Source organism: Vagococcus penaei, from assembly GCF_001998885.1.
Classification (GTDB): Bacteria; Bacillota; Bacilli; order Lactobacillales; family Vagococcaceae; genus Vagococcus; species Vagococcus penaei.
In genome coordinates this window covers 15,476-38,150 of the sequence record NZ_CP019609.1, presented here as the reverse complement: position 1 = coordinate 38,150, position 22,675 = coordinate 15,476, and the positions used below count along the sequence as shown (strand labels likewise).

The 22,675-nt window shown below is 34.8% G+C and carries 16 protein-coding genes and 1 pseudogene; 4 read left to right on the top strand and 13 right to left on the bottom strand.

Annotation, left to right across the window (positions count from 1 at the left end; translation table 11 throughout):
* Nucleotides 1–5: 5 nt before the first annotated feature.
* From aroB to aroE, 3 genes are read right to left on the bottom strand one after another with little or no spacing between them, the layout of a single operon-like run.
* Nucleotides 6–1,070: a 3-dehydroquinate synthase gene (gene aroB, locus BW732_RS00185; RefSeq protein WP_077274893.1), complete on the bottom strand. Its 1,065-nt coding sequence runs from the start codon at nt 1,068–1,070 to the stop codon at nt 6–8.
* Nucleotides 1,071–1,084: 14 nt separating this feature from the next.
* A complete protein-coding gene (gene aroF / locus BW732_RS00180) occupies nt 1,085–2,119 on the bottom strand; it encodes a 3-deoxy-7-phosphoheptulonate synthase (protein WP_077274892.1) in 1,035 nt (344 codons plus the stop codon).
* Nucleotides 2,120–2,137: 18 nt separating this feature from the next.
* Nucleotides 2,138–3,028: a shikimate dehydrogenase gene (aroE, locus tag BW732_RS00175; RefSeq protein ID WP_161485483.1), complete on the bottom strand. Its 891-nt coding sequence runs from the start codon at nt 3,026–3,028 to the stop codon at nt 2,138–2,140.
* A gap of 493 nt (nt 3,029–3,521) precedes the next feature.
* Here aroE and BW732_RS00170 point away from each other — a divergent pair, with 493 nt between their 5' ends.
* Entirely contained in the window at nt 3,522–4,814 is a 1,293-nt protein-coding gene (locus BW732_RS00170; RefSeq protein WP_211329914.1) for an alkaline phosphatase family protein, read from the top strand.
* 57 nt (nt 4,815–4,871) lie between these two features.
* Here BW732_RS00170 and pcp read toward each other — a convergent pair whose 3' ends face one another.
* Genes pcp through BW732_RS00155 form a run of 3 tightly spaced genes read right to left on the bottom strand, consistent with a single transcriptional unit; the run spans nt 4,872 to nt 7,157 of the window.
* The gene (pcp, locus tag BW732_RS00165) at nt 4,872–5,519 is read right to left on the bottom strand and encodes a pyroglutamyl-peptidase I (RefSeq protein WP_077274889.1); all 648 of its coding nucleotides are present in this window, start codon (nt 5,517–5,519) and stop codon (nt 4,872–4,874) included.
* An 18-nt stretch (nt 5,520–5,537) separates the two neighbouring features.
* Nucleotides 5,538–6,461 carry a DUF979 domain-containing protein gene (locus BW732_RS00160; protein ID WP_077274888.1) on the bottom strand — a complete coding sequence of 308 codons (924 nt, stop codon included), beginning with the start codon at nt 6,459–6,461 and terminating at the stop codon, nt 5,538–5,540.
* 15 nt (nt 6,462–6,476) lie between these two features.
* A complete protein-coding gene (locus BW732_RS00155) occupies nt 6,477–7,157 on the bottom strand; it encodes a DUF969 domain-containing protein (protein ID WP_077274887.1) in 681 nt (226 codons plus the stop codon).
* Between the two features lie 232 nt (nt 7,158–7,389).
* Here BW732_RS00155 and BW732_RS00150 point away from each other — a divergent pair.
* Together BW732_RS00150 and BW732_RS00145 are read left to right on the top strand one after the other, a co-directional pair.
* Nucleotides 7,390–8,792 (top strand): annotated as a pseudogene (locus BW732_RS00150) (APC family permease).
* A gap of 175 nt (nt 8,793–8,967) precedes the next feature.
* Nucleotides 8,968–10,272 (top strand): ISL3 family transposase, encoded by a 1,305-nt coding sequence (locus BW732_RS00145; RefSeq protein ID WP_077274886.1) that lies wholly within the window; start codon nt 8,968–8,970, stop codon nt 10,270–10,272.
* Between the two features lie 175 nt (nt 10,273–10,447).
* Here the strand turns inward: BW732_RS00145 and pyk are convergent, their stop codons facing one another.
* From pyk to dnaE, 3 genes are all read right to left on the bottom strand, one after another.
* Nucleotides 10,448–12,202 carry a pyruvate kinase gene (gene pyk, locus BW732_RS00140; RefSeq protein ID WP_077274885.1) on the bottom strand — a complete coding sequence of 585 codons (1,755 nt, stop codon included), beginning with the start codon at nt 12,200–12,202 and terminating at the stop codon, nt 10,448–10,450.
* A 72-nt stretch (nt 12,203–12,274) separates the two neighbouring features.
* Complete coding sequence (gene pfkA, locus BW732_RS00135; RefSeq protein WP_077274884.1) at nt 12,275–13,237, bottom strand: 6-phosphofructokinase; 963 nt, start codon at nt 13,235–13,237, stop codon at nt 12,275–12,277.
* Between the two features lie 187 nt (nt 13,238–13,424).
* Nucleotides 13,425–16,757, bottom strand: a complete 3,333-nt coding sequence (gene dnaE / locus BW732_RS00130; RefSeq protein WP_077274883.1) for a DNA polymerase III subunit alpha — start codon at nt 16,755–16,757, stop codon at nt 13,425–13,427.
* Nucleotides 16,758–16,902: 145 nt separating this feature from the next.
* On the opposite strand from dnaE, the gene BW732_RS00125 reads away from it, so the two are divergent.
* Nucleotides 16,903–17,091, top strand: a complete 189-nt coding sequence (locus tag BW732_RS00125) for a YjzD family protein (protein ID WP_077274882.1) — start codon at nt 16,903–16,905, stop codon at nt 17,089–17,091.
* A gap of 162 nt (nt 17,092–17,253) precedes the next feature.
* Here the strand turns inward: BW732_RS00125 and BW732_RS00120 are convergent, their stop codons facing one another.
* From BW732_RS00120 to BW732_RS00105, 4 genes are all read right to left on the bottom strand, one after another.
* The gene (locus BW732_RS00120; protein ID WP_077274881.1) at nt 17,254–18,471 is read right to left on the bottom strand and encodes a multidrug efflux MFS transporter; all 1,218 of its coding nucleotides are present in this window, start codon (nt 18,469–18,471) and stop codon (nt 17,254–17,256) included.
* 149 nt (nt 18,472–18,620) lie between these two features.
* On the bottom strand, nt 18,621–20,057 hold the full coding sequence (locus tag BW732_RS00115) for an NCS2 family permease (RefSeq protein WP_077274880.1): 1,437 nt from the start codon (nt 20,055–20,057) through the stop codon (nt 18,621–18,623).
* A 209-nt stretch (nt 20,058–20,266) separates the two neighbouring features.
* On the bottom strand, nt 20,267–21,184 hold the full coding sequence (gene rihC, locus BW732_RS00110; protein ID WP_179946096.1) for a ribonucleoside hydrolase RihC: 918 nt from the start codon (nt 21,182–21,184) through the stop codon (nt 20,267–20,269).
* Between the two features lie 115 nt (nt 21,185–21,299).
* Nucleotides 21,300–22,490, bottom strand: a complete 1,191-nt coding sequence (locus BW732_RS00105; RefSeq protein WP_077274878.1) for a coenzyme F420-0:L-glutamate ligase — start codon at nt 22,488–22,490, stop codon at nt 21,300–21,302.
* Nucleotides 22,491–22,675: the final 185 nt, after the last annotated feature.

Here is a 22,675-nt window from a genome sequence, read left to right as displayed (position 1 = left end):
ATTACTTAGTGAACTAAAAATTCTTGCATCTCTGTTATATCAACAGCTATGATTTTAACTTGGCCTAGTCTCTCAAGAACAATTAATTTTAATTGATTCCCACGCGTTTTTTTATCGTGACTTAATGCCGCATACAACTTTTCGCTATTCCATTCTGCCAAATCAATTGGTAAATTAAATTTAACAAGTAACTGTTCTAGCTTTTGAGTTGTCCCCAATTCAGTCCAACCCTTTTGTTCTGTAGTTTTCGTTAATTGACACATGCCAATAGCCACAGCTTCACCATGAGTAATAACACCATAGCCCATAGTCTGCTCAATAGCATGACCAATGGTATGACCAAAATTTAAAATCAAACGGCGGCCATTGTCAAATTCATCCTGTTCTACAACACTTCGCTTGACTTCACAACATGCCAAAATAATCTCTTCAGCATGCTTTAACACATCCGTCTCATCTATTAAATTATCGAGTAATGCCCATAAATTAGAATCAGCAATTGCTGCACATTTAATAACTTCGGCTAAGCCTTCGCGAATTCGACGTGGTTCTAAAGTTGTTAGCGTATCTGGATCAATCAACACACCATCTGGTTGAGTAAAAGTACCTACTAAATTTTTGGCAATTGTCGTATTGACAGCTGTCTTACCACCAATACTACTATCAACTTGAGCAAGCAATGTTGTTGGTACTTGTAAGAAATGTAAACCACGCATGTATGTTGAAGCGACAAAACCAGCTAAATCACCAACAACCCCACCACCTAATGCAATAATACCATCAGAACGTGTTAAGCCTAATTCAGCTAACTTCGTATAGATTTGCTCGGCTACTACTAAATTTTTACTCGCTTCACCAGGAGGAATTGCAATCAAATAGGCGTTAAAACCTGATATTTCAAGACTTTCACAAACTATCTTTCCGTATAAGTTAGCAACTGTCTCATCAGTAATAATTGCTATTTTTTGAGGTTCCCATAAACTAGCTACCCATGTCCCAATTTCAGGTAATTGATGTCTTTTTATGAGTAAATCATAGGAATGATTCGTTAGATTAACTGTTAATTCCATCTTTTTTCTCCTCGCTATAATTTTTTTCTAATAGCCTTAATTTTTTTCATTGCATCTTCTAAAACATTAACTTGTTCCATCATATTTAAGTAGCGCTTTTCATTTAATGATTGCTGACCGTCAGACCAAGCTTGACTAGGATCTGGATGAATCTCAACAATCATTCCAGAGGCTCCAGCCGCTACACCCGCAACAGCCATCGGTGTGACTAAATCCCAAATACCAACACCATGACTAGGATCAACAATAATAGGAAAATGACTTAATTTTTGAATCACTGGAATGGCACTTAAATCTAATGTATTACGTGTTGTTGTTTCGTATGTTCGAATCCCGCGTTCTACAAAAATGACGTTCATGTTTCCTTCAGCTGCAATGTACTCAGCTGCGTTCAACCATTCATCAATGGTTCCTGAAATCCCGCGTTTTAACGCCACAGGTAAACCAGTTTTACCAACTGCCTGTAATAATTTGAAATTCTGCATATTTCTTGCGCCAATTTGTAAAATATCAGTATATTTAGCAACAAGTTCTAAATTCGCTTCATCCATCACTTCGGTAATCACTTTAAGCCCATATTCATCCGCAGCTTGGCGAATATAAATCAGTCCTTCTTCTTCTAAGCCTTGAAATGCGTATGGTGACGTTCTAGGTTTAAACGCACCACCTCGTAAAACCTTTGCACCACCAGCCTTAGCTATTCTGGCACACTCTCGAATCTGCTCAAGACCTTCAATCGAACATGGTCCAGCCATAGTCACAAAAGCTTCGTCGCCGCCAATCTTTAAGCCTGACACATCAACTACGGTATCAGCAGGATGAAATTCACGACTGGTTAGTTTATAACTACTTCGAATTTGAATAACATCTTTCACACCATCATAGGTTTTCAAAGGTAAATCAATCACTTTTTCTGTTGGCCCAACTAATCCAATGATTGTCTGTTCTTCTCCATTGCTGACATACGTTTGTAACCCCTCGTCATGGATTCGATTTAAAATTAAATCTATTTGTGTTTGTGTGGCATCTTGCTGCATAATAACAATCATTTTATTAGTCTCCTCACTTTATAATTTATTTAATTGTTGTTCAATTGCGACTTTAACCTGGTCTATCGGCATCGTCTTGCCAGTCATTAACTTAAATGAACTTGCTGCTTGATAAAGCAACATGCCTATTCCATTCATTGTTCGACATCCTTTAGTTTTTGCCGCTTTTAAAAATTCTGTTTCAAGTGGTGCATAAATCAAATCAACCACAATCAATTTTTCATGTAACATATCAGCTGATTCAATTGGTAAGCCTGGATAACCGGTCATACCAACTTGTGTAGCATTAATTAATATGTCCGTTTGTGCAAAAACTTCTTGCATCAATTTAACATTTTCATAAGGATAAACATCAATCTTAACGCCTAACACCATTGAAATTAAGTTAAAATATGCTGATACATCTTGAAACGACTCATTATGACGTTTAAAAATAACAATTGATTGAACAGATGATTTAGCTAACTGACAAACTATCGCTCGTGCCGCACCACCTGCACCTAAAATTGATAGACGTTTCCCAGCTAAACTAATCCCTTCTTTCTCTATACTAGTTACTAATCCGATACCATCTGTATTGTACCCTCTAAGTCTACGTCCAGTATTCACAATAGTATTGCATGACCCAACTAGTTCGCTCACTTCACAGACAGGAAAATTATTCTCTATCAAATAATCTAATGCCATTCGCTTATAAGGCATCGAGATATTTACACCAGACAGTTCAAGTGCTCTAACTCCAGCTAGCGCTTCTTCAATTCGATTATTTTTCACTTCAAAAGCTAAATAAACTGCATCCATATTTGCCGTTTGGAATGCCGTATTATGGATTAGTGGTGATAGGCTGTGCTTAATAGGATTTGCAAGCACACCATATGTCTTTGTATTTCCAGAAATTTTTTTTACCAACTTTTTCACGTTCCTTTTCTAGTCATTTAATTATAACAAAAAACGATAACTACATTGATTGTAAGAAACCAATCTATAGTTATCGTTTTAACGTAAGTAAGTATAATTATTCCAACGAAAAAGCCACTATAGATTTTTTATCTATGTGGCATCTAAAGTCAATGTAAAATGCCTTAGCCATCATAGATACAAACAATTGAGCGTTGTTTACGTTGTTTGTACCCATCAGTTTGACTGACTACAAACAAAATCTAAAATAGCTAAAGTAAAAAGTATTTAGTTGTGTGATGTTTATATGATTTTGTTTGTTCATTTTCGTCACCTCAACGTAATTTTCGTAAATGTTGAAGTAAGTATAACGATAATCATCTGGCTTGTCAATTATTTTTTTATTATTTTTCAGTTTCAATCGATTAGACTAACTGCATGATTATTGCTATCACTAAATGGTCGATACAGTAACTTTTTGTTATACTAAGCTAAAGGAAGGTGTATTATGACAAATAAATTATTAATTATTTCAATCGATGCCTTAGGTGCCTCTCGATTGTCTAAACAACTTAATCACTTGCCAAACATTCAGCAATTAATACAAACTGGCACGTGGATTCAAAATGTTGAAGCAATTTATCCATCATTAACTTATCCATCACATACAACGATTGTTACAGGTGTCTATCCAAGCAAACATGGTATTGTTAACAACACTTACCGACAACCCAGTAAACAATCTCCTGATTGGTTTTGGTATGACCAAGCAATTCAATCACCTACAATCTATCAACTAGCTAAACAACAAGGTTTAACAACTGCAGCTTTTCTTTGGCCAGTAACTGCGCGTAGTAAAATTGATTATAATATTGCTGAAATTTTTCCTAATCGAATCTGGACCAATCAAGTATTGGTCTCATTAAATGCTAGCACACCTCAATTTTTAATTCAAATGAATAAACGATACGGACACTTGCGTCGTGGTATTAAACAGCCCTTTTTAGATGATTTTATTACCGCTTGTGCTGTTGATACTATAAAGTCAAAGAAACCAGACTTGACATTAATTCATCTTGTCGATTTAGATAGTGCTTGTCATGCCCATGGGACTGACTCCAAAGAAGCCAATGAGGCACTTTTAAGGCAAGATAAACGAATTGGTTTATTGCTAAATGCTCTAAAAGAAGCCTGTCTTGCTGAACAAACAAATATCGCTATTTTAGGCGACCACTCCCAACTAAATGTCCATACCATGATTCGCTTAAATGCTTTTTTTGTACAAAAAGACTGGTTGAAGTTAACAAAAAAAGGACGTATTCCCAAAAAAACGCCTTTCTATGCAAAAAGTGCTGATGGATCTGCCTACATCTATCAACAAGGAGATACAAAAATCAAGTCTGATATAATTTACCAAGAATTATTAAAAATCGAAGGAATTGAAAGTATCTATCAACAACCAGTGATTCATGAAATGGGAGCAGACCCTGAGGCGCTATTTATGGTTGAGGCAAAACCTGGCTATTACTTTATCGATGAAGCAGTTGGTCATGTAATAGAAAAAACAAATCATCAAGACATCGGTCAATCTGAACGTTACCGAGCTGTTCATGGTTATCATCCTAGTAAAGATGACTATCAAACAACACTTTTATTCAGTGGCCCTGATATTAAAGAAAACCAACGAATCAATCAGGCTAGACTAATTGATGAAGCACCCACTTTTGCTAAATTACTCAAATTGAATAACTTCCCTAAAAATAGTGATGGTGACGTCATTCAAGCTATTTTTAAATAAAAAAATCCCCTAATGACTTACTTTCCATTAGGGGATTTTTTATTTAAGCAACAATTATTAGTGGGTTTGACCACCTATAATTGCTAAATCAGGTTGACCATCAAATTCAACAATTGCACCAATCGCTGCTTCTAATCCACGAGTAATATCAGCTAAACTCATGGCTGGCATACCTGGGCGTTCAACCACTTGTTCTGGTAAAAATGGTACATGAATAAAACCAGCTTTGACTGTTTTAAATTCTGTATGAGCCATAAATAGTGATTGATACATAATATGATTACAAACAAAAGTCCCAGCAGAATTGGACACAGAAGCTGGCAAACCAACTGCCTTAATTGCTGTAACCATTGCTTTAACTGGATGTTGTGAAAAATAAGCAGCTTCTCCTGTTGTTTGAATGGGGACATCAATCGGTTGATTACCATCATTATCCGGAATTCTTGCGTCATCTAAATTAATTGCTACTCGCTCAGGTGTTAAATCAAAACGACCACCTGCTTGACCAACATGTAGCACATAATCAATATCATGTTGTTGCAATCTTTCTTTAACAACAGCTGCACTCTTACCAAATACCGTTGGAATCTCTAATTTGACAATTTCAGCACCCTTAATTGTTTCTGGTAATAACTTAACGGCTTCAATTGCCGGGTTCATTGTATCTTGACCAAACGGATCAAATCCAGTAACTAAAATTTTCATGTTGTTGACCTCCTAAAATTAAAATGCCCAATAATACATTAACACAATATGAACAACAATTAAAATTAAAGCAGTTATTGCTTGCTCTTTAATCACACCAAATTCATTTTTCATTTCTAATAATGATGCTGGAAGGATATTAAAATTTGCTGCCATTGGTGTTAACAATGTTCCACAAAAACCAGCGGTCATCGCTAACGCTGCAGTAATAATTGGATCTGCACCTTGTAGAATAACAAATGGTAAACCAATACCGGCTGTAATTACTGTAAACGCTGCAAAGGCATTTCCCATAATCATTGTGAAAAAAACCATACCTAAAACATAAGCAACGACTCCGAAAAAGCGATTACCTTCAGGAACAACTCCACCGATGATACCAGAAATTACATCTCCAACACCAGCAAGTGCAAAAATAGCACCTAAGGCAGCCAATAGTTGTGGTAAAATCCCTGATGTCCCCATCGCTTGAACCATACGATTACTTTCATTAATCGTTTCTTTTGCTGTTGATTTAAAGATAATCATTGCTAAAATAATCCCAACAATTGATGCGATACCGATTGCCGCAATACTTGATGCGGGAAAAATTTTAACCATGATAACAGAAACAATAGCTAAACTTAAAACCGGAATAAAAATTAAATTACCATATTTTTTAGCATTTGCCTCTAATTTTTCTTGTGAAGGCACCTTAAATTGACTAATTTCAAATTGCTTGAATAGTGTAATAACACCTAATAATACTACTAAAAGACCACTAACTACACCAGGAAGCACTTTTCCTAATGCAAAAAGCAATCCTAAATCAATCCAAAATATTCCCGAACCAATTCGCTTACTATTATTTTTATCTTGAAAAACTTTGAACCCAGTATACAGTAATTGTAAACCAACTAATACATAGAAAAATTCCAATAATTTATCAAATAGTTCTTGCATACAAGTTATGCCTCCTTATTTCTTTTTATTTTTATATTTTTTGGCTAATTTTAAATCATAACGATAATTACTTAAAATTCCAATCACAATCATAATAATAGCTATTGGTAATGACGCCAATGCGATTGATAAGCCAGATACTTTATAACCAAGTGACTCCAATGTTCCGACAATTAACAATACACCTGCAGAAGCTAAATAGGCATTTTGCCCATAAAAGTTCCCATAGTTATCCATGGCAGCAGATTTGGCTTTGATAATTTCTTTGTCTTCATCATCTAATTCACCATATTTAGCTTCAGCAGCTGCTTCAGCCATTGGTTGAACAAGCGGACGAACAAACTGTGGTTGCCCGCCTAAACGAATCGATAAAGCACCAGATACTTCACGAATAATCAAATAAATACTTAAGAATGACCCTGTACTTAATCCCTTAATTTTCTTTATTAATCTAACAGCTTGCTCTTTTAACCCACTCTTTTCAGCTAAACCAATTAATGGTAGCGTTAAGAAGAAAATTGTCACAAAGCGTTGATTGACAAAAGCATTACCTAGCTCTGTTAAAAATTCAACTGGCGTAACACCAGAAACGAGTGCGGTTGCTAAACCTGCGATAATAACAACTGCAATTGTATCTAATTTTAAAATAAAACCTAATACAATAATGACAATTCCAATTAATTTAATCCATTCCATTTGTATATCCCCCCAAAAAAAATTTGCATATTATGCAATTACTATATTTTAAAGTATTTTTTACAAATATACAATTCAATTTTTATATTTTGTTTAAAAATACATGATTTAGCATACAAGATTAACTTCTAAAACTTGATTCTATTGACAAGCAAATCAATTTAAGCTATTATTTTAGCTATTGTTTGGAATTTTCAGACTATTTAAACTATTTAATATTATGGGAGTGACAATTATCAATATTTTTAAAAAAGAACGTTTAGAAAACTTTATGAAAGCTGATGCTGGGTTCCAGCGAACCTTACGTGCTAGAGATTTACTAGCCTTGGGAGTTGGAGCCGTTATCGGAACTGGTATTTTTATTTTACCCGGACATGAAGCAGCTAATCATGCTGGACCTGCAGTGGCAATTGCCTTTTTAGTTGCAGCAGTTGTCTCTGGAATCGTTGGAATGGCTTACGCAGAATTTTCATCTGCTATGCCTGTTGCTGGCTCAGCCTATTCATTTGGCTCAGTCATTTATGGTGAAATTATTGGTTGGCTTTTAGGTTGGGGATTGATTTTAGAATATTTTTTAGCCGTTTCTGCTGAAGCGACAGGTTTTGCAGCTTACTTTAATAACAATTTGTTATCAGCAATTGGTCTCAACCTACCAAAAGCTCTACAAACAGGTCCATTAGAAGGTGGTGCGGTCAACTTGACTGCGGTCCTAATTGTTTTAGTCGTCTACGCTATTGTTAGCCATGGTGCGTCAATGTCCAAAAAATCGAAAACATCGCTGTTTTAATCAAAGTAGCCATTATCATTTTATTCATTATTGTGGGTATATTTTACATTAATACTGATAATTATGTGCCCTTTTACCCCGAACAATTTCATGGGGCACCATTCGGTTTAGGTGGTATTTCAACTGCCGCGGCAACAGTCTTTTTTGCTTTTATCGGTTTTGATGCTTTAGCATCAAATTCTGCTGAAACTATTGAACCAGAAAAAAATGTAGTAAAAGGAATTTTAGGAACGGTGATAATTTCTGTTATTTTATATGTTGCCTTTTCTCTAGTATTAACTGGAATTGTTAATTACAAAGAATTAGGTGTTGATGATCCCGCTGCGTATGCACTAAAAGTTGTTAACTTAACTGCTTGGAACAAATTAATCACCATTGGCGCTTTAGTTGGTATTTTTACCGCAATGATTACCATGTTTATTGGTAGCTCACGTTTAGTCTATGCTCTAGGTCGTGATGGTTTATTACCAAAGCGTTTTGGTACCATCGATCAACAAACAATGTTACCTAAGAAAGCTATTATTATTGCAACCATTATCCAAGCATTCTTTGCAGGCCTTGTTCCCTTAAGAGATTTAGCAGCCTTAATAAATGCCGGAACACTCATCGCCTTTATTTTTATTTCATTTGGTGTCATTTTACTAAGAAAGCGCCACGATATTACTAATAATGGTTTCAAAATGCCACTATTTCCATTTTTACCGATTTTAGGAGGATTATGCAGCATCTATTTTATTTTCATGCTACCTAATTCAACAAAATTAATGGTTAGTGTTTGGATTATTTTAGGAGTTATCTTCTACTTTAGTTATGGGATAAAACATTCAAAATTACAAAATGAACAATAGCGAAGGACAAATGAAAGTCATTAAAACCTAAAAAAGAGGCTCTATAATTTAAAGGACTGATGAATCAAAATTTGATTCATCAGTCCTTTTTTAGTTTATTTAAATATAAAACATGTCGTCTATCTAGTAAAATTTAAGTACCACCAAAAATCTAAGATAGAAAGGACGACATGTCGTGAATAATCATATCAAAAAAATGCTACGAATTACAGATGAACATTTATATTTAACAAATACGGAGGAAGCTAAAGTTAAAGGAAAGAACTCTTTAATTATCTTTGGCATCTATTCTCCCATGCCTTCGGCTTGTAAATCCTGTGGGTCAACTGTTGTTGATAATGAAGGAAAAAGTGTGGTTGTTAGGAATGGAAAAAAAGAAGTAACTATTCGATTAGATTCTTATCAAAATATGCCTACTGTTTTAAAACTAAAGAAACAACGATTCCATTGTAAAAACTGTTCTCACAATTGGACCGCACAGTGTTCTATTGTTGAAAAAAATTGTCATATCAGTAAATTTATTACTTTGAAGATTTTAGAATTATTAACTGAGAAAATCTCTATGACAGTTATATCTAAACAATGCCAAGTTTCTTTAACTACAGTTTTAAGAGTTCTTAAGTCCGTTGAATCACAGCTCCCACAACAACTTAAACCTCGATCTTTTCCAGAAGTTTTAATGGTAGATGAGTTTAGATCTCACGCTAGTTATGAAGATAAAATGAACTTCATATGTGCTGATGGGAAAACAGGTGAATTAGTGGACGTTTTACCTAGTAGGAAATTAGAGAAAATCATTCCTTACTTTAATCGCTCTTCATTGGAGGAACGGAGAAAAGTTAAATTTTTAGTAACAGATATGAATGCAGCTTACTTTCAATTGACTAAAACAGTCTTTCCTACTGCTAAGCTAGTCATTGATCGATTTCATATTGTAAAGCATTTGAACACTGCTTTTAATGATTTGAGAGTACGAGAAATGAAGACATTAGTTGCCAACAAGAAAAATTCAGAAGCCAATAAATTAAAATCAAACTGGAAATGTCTTCTGAAAAATCAAACAACTATTTCCATTTCAGAATTCAAAACCTGGAGAAGCTTTCCTTCTCCAAAGCATCCTCTTTTAACGGAATCTATGATGATTGATCGACTACTTTCATTCTCTTCTAATCTAAAAGAAGCTTATGATATCTTTCATTTACTAATGTATCACTTTAGAAACAAAGATGACCAGTCATTTTTCGAACTATTGAAAGATTTACCCGATAGCTTGGATAGACAATTTAGAAATAAAATAGACAATCTGATTTCCTACGAGGAAGGTATTCGAAATGCCCTAAAATATAATTTTTCCAATGGAAAAATCGAAGCTAAGAACACTCATATAAAAACTCTTAAAAGAGTTTCCTACGGGTTCAACTCCTTTACGAATATGCGCATAAGAATTTTCTTGATAAACGGCCTTATTAAAATTAAATAACTAAAAAAGATGATAAATCTGAGAATAATCTCAAATTTATCATCTCATATATCCGACTCATCAGTCCGATTTGACAAAGAGCCAAAAAAGAAAGCTGATAGTTGTGGATTATTTCCACAACTATCAGCTTTCTTATATTATCTTCAGTTTATTTACCTAAACATAAAGTTTTTAATTATAATGATGCTTCGCCTTCGTAAATAACACCTTGGTTTGTATTTACAGTAATTACCATATCATTAGCGATTTTAGAAGTTGCACCTTTAACACCAACTAATACTGGTATACCTTCAGCAATCCCAACAACTGCTGCGTGTGATGTTAAACCACCTTCTTCAACTACTAATGCTGACGCTTTTGAAATAGCTGGCATATAGTCTTTGTCAGTTGTTTTAACAACTAAGATAGCATTATCAGTCATTAAGTCATTAGCTTCTTCTGCAGAATTAGCGACTATAGCTTTTGCACAAACAGTTTGACCACCAACACCTTGGCCATCACATAGCTTTGAACCTAATAATTGAATTTTCATTAAGTTAGTTGTACCTGATTCACCAACTGGAACACCAGCAGTAATAACAATTAACTCACCGTCTTTAGCAAAGCCAGTTTCTTTAGCAATTTTTGTTGCTAAAGTAAACATATGATCTGTATCTTGAGGTTTTTCAGCAACTTGTGCATAAACACCCCAGTTTAAAGCTAAACTACGTGCTTTACGTGAGCTAAATGTAACAGCTACGATGTGTGCATTTGGACGATATTTAGAAATCATACGAGCTGTACGACCTGATTCAGTTGCAGCAACAATTGTTTGAATACCTAAGTTACGCACCGTATGGCCAACTGCTTGACCAATTGATTCAGTCATATCTGTTTTGTTATGCAATTTAAGGGCATATGCATCGCGATCAACTAAAACACTCTCTGTTTTAATTGCAATATTATTCATTACTTTAACAGCCTCAACTGGGTAATCACCCGCAGCTGTTTCACCAGATAACATAATTGCATCTGTACCATCATAAATTGCGTTTGCCACGTCACTCGCTTCAGCACGTGTTGGACGAGGATTTTGTTGCATAGAGTCTAACATTTGTGTTGCTGTAATAACAGGTTTTCCAATTGCATTACATTTTTTAATCATTTCTTTTTGGACGATTGGCACATTTTCAGTTGGAATTTCAACACCCATGTCACCACGAGCAACCATCAAACCATCAGAAACTAATAAAATTTCATCTAAATTATCAATACCTTCTTGGCTTTCAATCTTAGAAATAATTTGAATATGTGTTGCATTTTCTTCTTCTAAAATTTTTGTGATTTCTAAAACATCACTAGCTGTACGCACAAAACTTGCAGCAATATAGTCGATATCATGTTGGATACCAAAACGAATATCTGCAGCATCTTTTTCAGTGATACCAGGCAAGTTGATGCGAACGTTTGGCACATTAACACCTTTTTTATTTTTTAGTGTACCTTCATTTTTAACAACTGTGATAATTTCACCAGCAGCCGCATCAATATCAGTTACTTCTAAATCAATTAGGCCGTCATCTAAAAGAATATGACTTCCTGCATGAACATCGTTGATTAATTCAGTATAAGTAACAGAGAATTTTTCACGAGTTCCTTCTACTTCAGTCATAGAGATGCGAACAACATCACCAATCTTAAAGTCTACTTTGCCATCTTTCATGTTGTGTGTACGAATTTCAGGCCCTTTTGTATCTAATAAAAGGGCAATCGTTTTGCCAGAAATTTTCGCTGCCTCACGGATATTCTTGATACGTGCTCCGTGCTCTTCGAAATCACCATGTGAAAAATTCAAACGTGCGACGTTCATTCCAGAATTCATTAACTCTACTAATGTGTCTACTGATTCACTAGCAGGTCCGATTGTACAAACAATTTTTGTTTTTTTCATTACAAAACGCTCCCTATAAATAAATTTTCTATATTAATTAACATTGGTACCTATTTTATTCTTAAATCAAACTTAGAAAGAAATTTGATGATTTAACTCATATAAACTTAAATCTGGTTGATGTTTACGGCTTTCAAGCGTTTCAACAATATCTGTTGCAACAACTTGGTTGTCAAACATCCCAACACATAAACCACCGCGACCCGCTTTTAATAAGTCAACAGCATACGCGCCAAACTTACTTGCAAGTACTCTATCACGTGCAGTTGGTGAACCACCACGAACGATGTGTCCTAATACAGAGACACGAGAATGGAAATCACCATATTCAGATAATTTTTCTGCAAATTCATGACCAGGCATAACACCTTCTGCTAAAATAATTAGGCAATGTTTTTTCCCACGGTCACGACCAATACGAACTTTTTTCGCAACTGATTCCATATCGAAATCATGCTCTGGAATAATGATATCATCTGCACCACCGGCAACTCCTGCCCAAAGTGCGATATCACCAGCATCACGTCCCATAACCTCGATAATAAAAGTACGTACGTGACTAGTCGCTGTATCACGGATTCTGTCAATCGCATCTAATACAGTATTAATCGCTGTATCAAAACCAATTGTAAAATCAGTTCCTGGAATATCATTATCGATAGTTCCTGGAATACCGACTGCAGGGAATCCACGTCTAGTTAAGGCTAAAGCGCCATGGTAAGAGCCGTCTCCACCAATAACAACTAAACCTTCAATACCGAATTTTTTTAATTGTTCAATCCCTTTTAATTGTCCTTCTTCTGAAGCAAACTCAGGATAACGAGCAGAGTATAAACACGTTCCACCTTTTTGAATAATATCACCAACATCAGGAACATCTAATTTCTTGATATCACCAGCAACTAAGCCAGCATACCCGTAATTAATACCGTAAACCTCCATACCTTCAAAGATTGCTTTACGAGTTACTGCTCTAATGGCAGCATTCATACCGGGTGCGTCTCCACCACTGGTTAAAATAGCGATGCGTTTCATAAGCGTCCTTCACCTCAACTAGTTTATTAGTTAGTATTTATATAAAAATGTATAAAATACTTAAATCCAACATCATTTTACCATTTATTTAAGAAAAAGTCTTTGTTTAACCGAAAATTTTTTTTGAAAATTATATGAAAACCTTTTGATACATCCTTTTTTTAATAACTTGCTCATTAAATTACAATCATTTAATAATAATTGTTTCTGAGCCTAAGATATCTTCAACTTTTTTGTTAAAGTTTGGTTCATCTTTAATCCAATAATTTTCTTCTAACAAAATATTTTGCTGTCTATCCTTAAATATTAAGACAACAGGTATTCTTCCAGAAAATTGCACAAAAACTTTCTTTAATTCATTTAGTGTTTCTGTAGAATCATTTAATCCCGCTATCTTTATATAACATTTTTTACTTCTCAATTGTTGGCGTTTATTTTCAGCTATTTCCAATCGTGAAGCAATGAGCTGTTTTTCTTTTGTATACTGACTTAATTCAACTTTACCAGATAGTAAGACAACTTGATTAGCTTCTATTTCCAGTCCAAGACTTCGAAATAGCTTAGGGAAAATGGTCACTTCAAGATCACTACTTTGATCTGTTACCTTTAAAAAGACCATGGACTCACCTTTTTTCGTTCGAATTTTCTTCACTGACAAAATGTATACAAGTAATGTAATATTTTCATTAACAACGCAATCACTAATTGTTGAAACTGAATAAACTTTGGCTAAGTCAGCATACTCTTCGACTGGATGTCCTGAAACATAAGTGCCTAGGTAAGTCACCTCATGCTGAAGCTTGTCATTTAAACTAAAATCACTTACCTTATCTGTTTTTAAACTTAGGACGCCTAGCAGATCCATACTGCCACCACTATAATCAATATTACGAATTAACCCATGCAAATCAGTTACTAGCTGTTTGCGATTACTATGTAAATGATCGAAAGCACCAACGTAAATCAGGGGCAAAATATTTTCAGCTTTTAGCCATTTACCACTGATTCGGATTAAGAAATTTTCAAGAGATGAGAATGCACCGTCCTGTTTACGTACTTCAATAATATGCTGAATAAAATCTTTTCGGACACCTTTGATCGAAGATAGACCAAAAACTAGTTTTCCTTTTACCAAGCGAAAACTATATTCACTCTGATTAATATTTGGCGGAAGAATTGTTACATCGAATTTATGAGCTTCTGCCAAATATTCTTTTATTTTATCAGGATTATTACGTACAGAATGTAGCAAAGCAGAAAAAAAGTATGTACTATAATGCGTTTTTAAATAGGCCATTTGATAAGCTAAGACCGAGTATACTACCGCATGCGAACGGTTAAAGCCATAATTAGCAAAACGCTCAATATAATCATAGACCTCATTTGCTACATCAGCTGGGTATCCTTCCTTTAAAGCACCGGAAACGAAATGCTGCCGCTCCTCATCTAAAACAGCTTTTTTCTTCTTGCTAATCGCTCGCCGTAAAATATCAGCTTGACCTAGGCTAAAACCAGCCATTTTAGAAGCAATTTGCATAATTTGTTCCTGATATACAATGATACCATAAGTTTTACTTAAAATGTGTTCTAAACTCTTAGCTGGATATTGAACAGCTTGTTGTCCATTTTTACGTGCAATAAATTGGTCAATAAATTGCATTGGACCAGGTCGATACAATGCGTTAACTGACGCAATATCTTCAATTGAAGTCGGTCCTAATTTTTTCAAAACATTTTTAATTCCAGAAGATTCAAATTGAAATACACCAACTGTTTCACCCTTTCGAAACAGTTTTAACGTTGGTTCATCATCGACTGGAATATTAGCAAGACTTAGCCTTTCTCCAGTTACATACTCAATAGCATCTAAGGTATTACCGATAATGGCCAAATTTCTTAAACCTAAAAAGTCCATTTTTAATAGACCGATTGTTTCAACTTCCCCCATCGCAAATTGAGTTAAAGGAATATTATTAGACCCAGCTAGTAGTGGCACAAAATCAGTCAATTCCCTGTCACTAATAACGACTCCAGCAGCATGCGTTGAGACATGTCGTGGCAAGCCTTCAATTTGACAAGCAACCTGAAACATTAATTGATTTTTATCAGAGAACTCAACTAGCTGTTGTAATTTTTTAGATGTCTTTAACGCTTCGGCTAATGTAATTTTTAGTACACTAGGAATAGCATTAGCCCACTTACTTGCTTCACTTTGTGATAAACCAAAAACCCTAGCCACATCGCGTAAAGCCATTTTTGCAGCTAATGTCCCAAATGTGGCAATCTGAGCGACTCGATGGTATCCATATTTGTCATAAACATAGTTTAATATTTCTTCACGTCGGTTATCTGGGATATCCATATCAATATCAGGCATTGTATAACGTTCTTGATTTAAAAAACGTTCAAATAATAATTGATAGGCAATGGGGTCCACGTTAGTAATCTGTAGAACATATGAAACTAATGAACCAGCAGCCGACCCACGGCAAGCAGTTACAATTTCATGCTCACGAGCATAAGCCATAACGTCCCAAACAATTAAAAAATAATCATCATAACCCATAGTATGGATAACATCTAATTCATACTCTAATCGTTGTAAATAAGCACTATTGTCCTGTTGACCTATCCTCGCTAAACCAGAAAAACACAGTTCTTTTAAGTAGTTTGCAGCTGTCGTGTCTTTAGGTACTGGAAAAGCGGGCAATAATGTTTGATGTAATGGGATTTTTACGTTACATTGATTAACAATTCGTTCAAGATTGGACAAGGCGTCCGTTGCTTGATTAAGTTGATATTGATTAGAAAAGTCTTCTTCCTTCATTAAATAGTTATTTCCGACGGATTGAACACCGTCATCATAAGAAACTTGCGTTCCAGCTTCAATCGCATGTAAGACCTTGACAGCAAAAACATCTTTAGCATCCAAATAAGCAACTTTTTTCATTGCGACAATCGGAAAGCTGATTTTTGAGATTTTCTGTAAGAATTGCTCACGCCAAGTTTGTTCAGCTTGATAATAAGCTAGCCCATGATACCAGTCTCTAGTTTGAAATAACTGCAGATATTCTCGATAAACAACTGGTAGTAAATCATACTCTTTCTCTTGAAACAAAGCAACAAATTCACTATTTTCCCAAGGTGTACAGATAACAATGTCTGACAGCCAATCCGTAATATCAGTTAGTCTCAAATGAGCCGACATTTTTTGTTCCATTTGATAACTCGATATTTTTAGCAAGTTATGATAACCGGCTAGATTTTTTGCATATAAATTTAAACTAAATACCCTATCATCAAATCGTTCTGACTGATATGTTATAGTTAATCCAATAATTGGCTTAATATCTTGCTTAAGGCATTCTTGATAAAATTCAATTACACCATGCATAACATGCTGATCTGTTAACGCTAAACTTGAATAACCTCTTAATTTTGCTTGGTGAACCAAATCAGGCAATCGATTGGTACTTTGCAAGAGTGAATACGCTGATAAAACAAATAATTGACTTGTCACCAAAACCCCTCCAAATTTTATTAGTAAATTTATTGTAGCATATTTAAGTCTCAACACTTGAATAACATGATTAAATTTATTTGAGAATTCTTTACTTTCCTTTTCAATATTGATACACTTAAGCTTGAAAAGAGGTGCGCAAAATATGGGAAAATTAGTTGTTTTAATTTGGTCATTTTTACTTGGACAAGTCGTTGGTTATATTGGCGGTGCCTTGAATCAAGGATCATATGATTTCGTCACAACGACAATTGTTTCTTTAATCGGTGGTGTCTTAATTATGTTGCTTGGTGAAGTAGCAAAACCTGCTAAATCAAACAAACAAGCACATTAATCCTCACCAGTATTTGCAAAAAATAAATAAACAATGTGAGCCATGTCTCGCAACTCAAAAGCAATATAACGTCTCTATCAATAGCGTTTATTGCTTTTTTATTATGTAAAAAGATTTGCGCACTGCTCTCATTGTTTAGTAGTGCGCAAATCTTTTTAATAACTATTTTCGACTCCGCTTAATTGCTTCACTGAGTCGTATGTCCCCTTTAAAATTGATAAGTGTAATCACAATATTAAAGACAATTAGTCCCGCAGTTACAACAAAAACCATACGGTAGCCATAGCTGTTAGCAACAAATGATCCAAGCATTGGTCCGACCACCTGACCGAAGTTAGTAAACATTTGATTGTAACTAAATATGCGACTAACACCGCCCTTAGGAGTAAGTTTACTAATTAGAGTATTAATCGATGGCATTAACGCTCCTGTTGAAAAACCTAGTAAAAAGCGTAAAATACCTAACTGCAATGGCGTTTGAACTAACGACATCGGGAATATACACAAGGCCGATACAATTAAGCCAATCAATAAAATTCGTTGATTGCCAATTTTATCACCTAATTTGCCTAAAAAAGGTGAAGATAAAAAGGTCGAAACCCCAGATACCGATACAATTAAGCCACTCACAAATAAAATATTACCTGATGTATCACCCAGATCACGAATATACAGCGTCAAAATTGGGCTAATACTCGTCATTCCAACTTGTAAAATTAGCGTTGAAATAAATAAACCAATTAAAATCTTTGGTGCTTCTACAGCTTTAAAAATATCTTTAGTTGACATTGCTTCCGATTTTTTTACCGGTTTAAAATCTTCTTGAACAAAAAAGATGGTCAAAATTGTATTCGTCAATAAAATTAGACCTGTCACAATAAACACATTTTGAATGCCGACCAATTCAGCGAGTAGACCACCCATTGAAGGTCCAATTAAACTACCAGCCACTGCTCCAGTTGCTAGTGTTCCTAAAGCCCAACCACTTTTTTCCATAGGGGCTTGTGAAGCAATCATCGCTGTCGCATTAGGCACATAACCTGATAGCACTCCATTCATAAAACGCATAAAGAGTAACCAAAAAACATTTGGTACAAAAGCTAATGATCCCATCGTCAGCGTCATTCCAGCTGCTGCACGAACCATCATTAATTTTCGCCCTTTACGGTCTGCTAAACTGCCCCACATTGGTGACACAACTGCTGCGGATAAAGCCGTTAAACTAATCGATAAGCCCGAATAAAATTCAATTTTGTCTGCTGGTGCTCCGAGCTGCTCGATATAAATCGGGATAAATGGCAACACTAAACTAAAACTAGCGCCGGTAAAGAAACAACCTACCCACGCAATATATAAATTACGTTTCCAATCTACTTTCACTACTTATCTCCCCTTTTCATACTTATTTTCATTATACTCAAAAATGAAAATAAAAGCACATCTATCTGACAATTTGTTTAAAATATAAAAAAATAGAGCACAAGGCTCTATTTTTAATCAATTTAATTAGATTACTACCTAACAATAGCTTATAGAAAGGCTAACATCACAAAGTTAATAACGAATAACCCAGTAACTACCCAAAGAACAGGTGAAACTTCTTTCGCTTTAGACTTCACCAGTTTAATCATAACAAAGAAGATAAAACCAGCAGCAATTCCGTAAGAAATACTATAACATAGCCCCATAAACACAGATGTAAAGAAGGCTGGGACTGCGTCCTCTAAATCTGTCCATTTAATTTCTTTAAATGACGCCATCATCATCACACCAACTAAGATTAAAGCGGGTGCGGTTGCTTGCGCTGGAACCATACCAACAATCGGTGATAGAAAACTACTCAATAAGAATAAAGCCGCCACTGTTACAGATGTCAAGCCAGTACGTCCACCTACACCTATTCCTGCCGCACTCTCAACAAAGGTTGTCACATTCGACGTACCAAAAATTGAACCTGCAGTTGTTGCAATTGCATCAGCAAACAATGCTTTATCCATTTTAGACTTCACACCACTACTATTTTCAACGGCTTCCTCATCTTCTTTTGTAAAAATACCAGTACGACGGCCAGTTCCGATAAATGTTCCAATAGTATCAAAAATATCTGATAAACTAAAAGCTAAAACCGTTAGTAATACTTGAGGAATTTTAGCAGTATCAGAGAATAAAGATGGTAAACCATTGCTACCAAATGCAGCACCAAAAGTTGTCCCTAATTCACTAAACGAATTGCCAAGTGAATTTTGTTTAAAATCAATCGCCGATAAATCAACTACTCCCATTGGTATAGCGATAATCGTAGTTGCCAAAATACCAATTAAAATTGCTCCACGAACGTTTTTAATCACTAAAATAGTTGTTAACAATAAGCCAATTAGCGCTAAAATAATTGCTGGATTATTAAAATTAGCTAATGCTGGTACAATTCCACCATTTGATACAACATTGACAGCTTTATCTCCATCAACAACAGATGACACGATTGCACTTTGATCAGATGTAAAATTTAAAAAACCAGCATTTTTAATCCCAACATAAGCAACAAAAATCCCAATTCCTCCACCAATCGCGTGTTGTAAACTTTCAGGAATTGACTTAATTATCATTTTTCTTAATTTAGTCACAGTAATAACAATATTAATAATTCCACATAAAAAGACCATCGCCAAAGCTTGTTCCCAAGAATAGCCTAATCCCATAACTACAGTAAAAGTAAAGAAAGCATTTAGCCCCATTCCAGGTGCTTGAGCATAAGGCACATTAGCAAATAACCCCATAATTAATGTTCCAATTGCTGAACTAATAATTGTTGCTAAGAATACCGCTTGAAACGGCATACCTGATAGTGATAAAATTGACGGATTTACAAATAAAATATAACTCATTGCGAAAAACGTTGTAAAACCAGCCATTACTTCAGTTGAGATTGTCGTACCATGTTCCTTTAACTTAAACATCTTTTCCATTGTCCGTTGACCATCCTTTTGTTCGTTTTTTCTTTCAATACTTATGATTATAGACGTTAAAATAATAAATTCAATGTTTTTCTTTATTTTTTTTGAATTTTTTATTTTATTGTTCGTGTTTAAATCGAAATTAGTTTAAATTACCCTCATTTAAAAGTAAAATAGACCAAAAAGAAAAATAATTTCTTTTTGGTCTATTTAGTGTTTAATTAATCACAAATTTTTAAAGAGTCCTCTAGCCATTCAGTAAATCCATGACTATTTATATCCAGACAGACTTGGCAATTATTACTTTTGCCTAGCTTTCCATCATAATCAATAATAGTTGCACCCGTTGTCCATTCACCTTTTGTCTCAATCGCTACAAAAGCATCCACTACCTGAAATAACTCTGGTTTTAGCAAATAAGCTATTGTACAACTATCATACATATGAACACCATTGGTTAAGTCACCGTCTTGATAGTGATGAAACAATTGAACTAGCATATTACCAGTACGATTAAATGTTGCTATCCTTTTAGCATCTTTATTCTTTACTAGTGCGTTTAAACCAACATCAAGTGGTACCAATACAATTGGTAAGTAACTGTCAAAAACAATTTGGGCAGCTTCTGGATCAACCATTATATTAAATTCAGATAAAATTGCCGCATTTCCTCGACCAAGTGCTCCACCCATAATGACTAGTTCTTTAATCTTGACCTTAACTTCTGGATAAACTTTAAGCAATAAGGCAATATTCGTTAAAGGTCCCATCGCAACTAACGTCACTAGTTCTTCACTTGTCATAATAACTTGTCTAATAGCATCGATAGCATTTAACTGAACGCATTCATTGGAGTCAATTACAGGAAAATCATACCCATCTAAACCAGTTACACCATGTACCTCTTGAGCAAATATTGGCTGACGCATTAATGGCGAGCTTGCCCCTTGTGCAACAGGGATTTTTTTATGCCAAAATTTTAATAATTTTTGCGTATTTTCTGTTACTTGTTGGATACCAACATTACCAGAAACAGTTGTAATTAATTTGACATCAAATTCAGAACTATGACAAGCAATTGCTAAAGCCACTGCATCATCAATACCTGGATCAGTATCAATAATTAGAGGTCGTTTCATCACTAATCTCTCCCTTCATAAAAACCTATTTCTTATCTTAAGCATAGCAGAAAATCAGTCACTAACCAATAAAAAAACAGACTGCCCGTAGTCAGTCTGTCGTTAAATCAATTATTTATTTAGTAAAATTATCAAAATATCCTTGAATATAAACAATTGGCGTTCCTTTATCTCCACTACCCGATGTTAAATCAGCTAACGAACCAATCAAGTCAGTTAATTGACGTGGTGTCGTTCCTTGTGCTTCCATTGCACCAGTTAAATCATCATCTTTTTGATTAATATGTGCTTTAATTGCTTCTTCTAATGCTTCTCCACGTAAGTCCGAAAAGTTATTATCTGCTAAATATTTTAATTTCACTTCATTTGGTGTACCTTCTAAGCCACTAGTAAAGGCTGGTGATACAACCGGATCAGCTAATTCCCAAATTTTACCAACTGGATCTTTGAAAGCGCCGTCTCCATATACCATGACTTCAACCTGTTTACCTGTTACTTCTTTCAACATCTCTTGAATACGGTCGACAACTGGTTGACAATTGCGCGGAAACAGTTTGACACCTTCCTCTGTTGATTTGTTTGAGCCAAGTAAACCATAATTTTCATTAAAGCCGCTACCATCAACGGAAGTAGCTAAAATATCATCTAATGTATAAACTTTTTCTGCACCATTTTGCTCTAAAATACGTTTTGTGCGATATCTTGTATGAATATCACAAGTTAAAACACTCTTAGTATACGTTAAAATCGTTTTTGGCTTTTGTGAAAAAATAACTTCACATTCTGCCCCTTCACTAGCAATTAATTCTTTGTAGTATTCGACATAATCAACGCCAGTGAAACGATGTTTTTCAAAACCAAATAATTCTCTAAATTGAACTTCGGTTAGCGTATCAGTCCATGGGTTAATCCCTTTTTCATCTAATAAATCTAAAGAAATTAAATGATTACCTACCTCATCTGAAGGATAGCTTAACATTAAAACAATTTTTTTAGCTCCGCGAGCAATACCTTTTAAAATATTAGAAAAACGATTACGACTCAAAATCGGAAAGATAACGCCAATTGTATCGTCACCGAATTTAGCTTTAATATCTTTTGCAATTTGATCAATTGATGCATAATTACCTTGTGCTCGTGCGACGATTGATTCAGTAATTGCAACTATATCATTATCTTGAATGCTAAATTGCTCATGCTTAGATGCGTTTAACACGCTATCAACCACAATATTTTCGATACTATCGCCTTCATTAATAATCGGACAACGAAGTCCTCTCGTTACTGTTCCCACTGTACGTTCCATTTATTGATTCGCTCCTTTAAGCTTCAATCTACTAATAAAAATAAATCCTATTGTAATATACACGTTTTACTCAGTCTTGTAAAATATTTGACTTAATAAAATCGTAGCATATCCAACAAACAAGTTTACCTTATTTGACTGTCAGTTACCATCTTTTTTGATAATTTTATCTTGTTTACATCAAA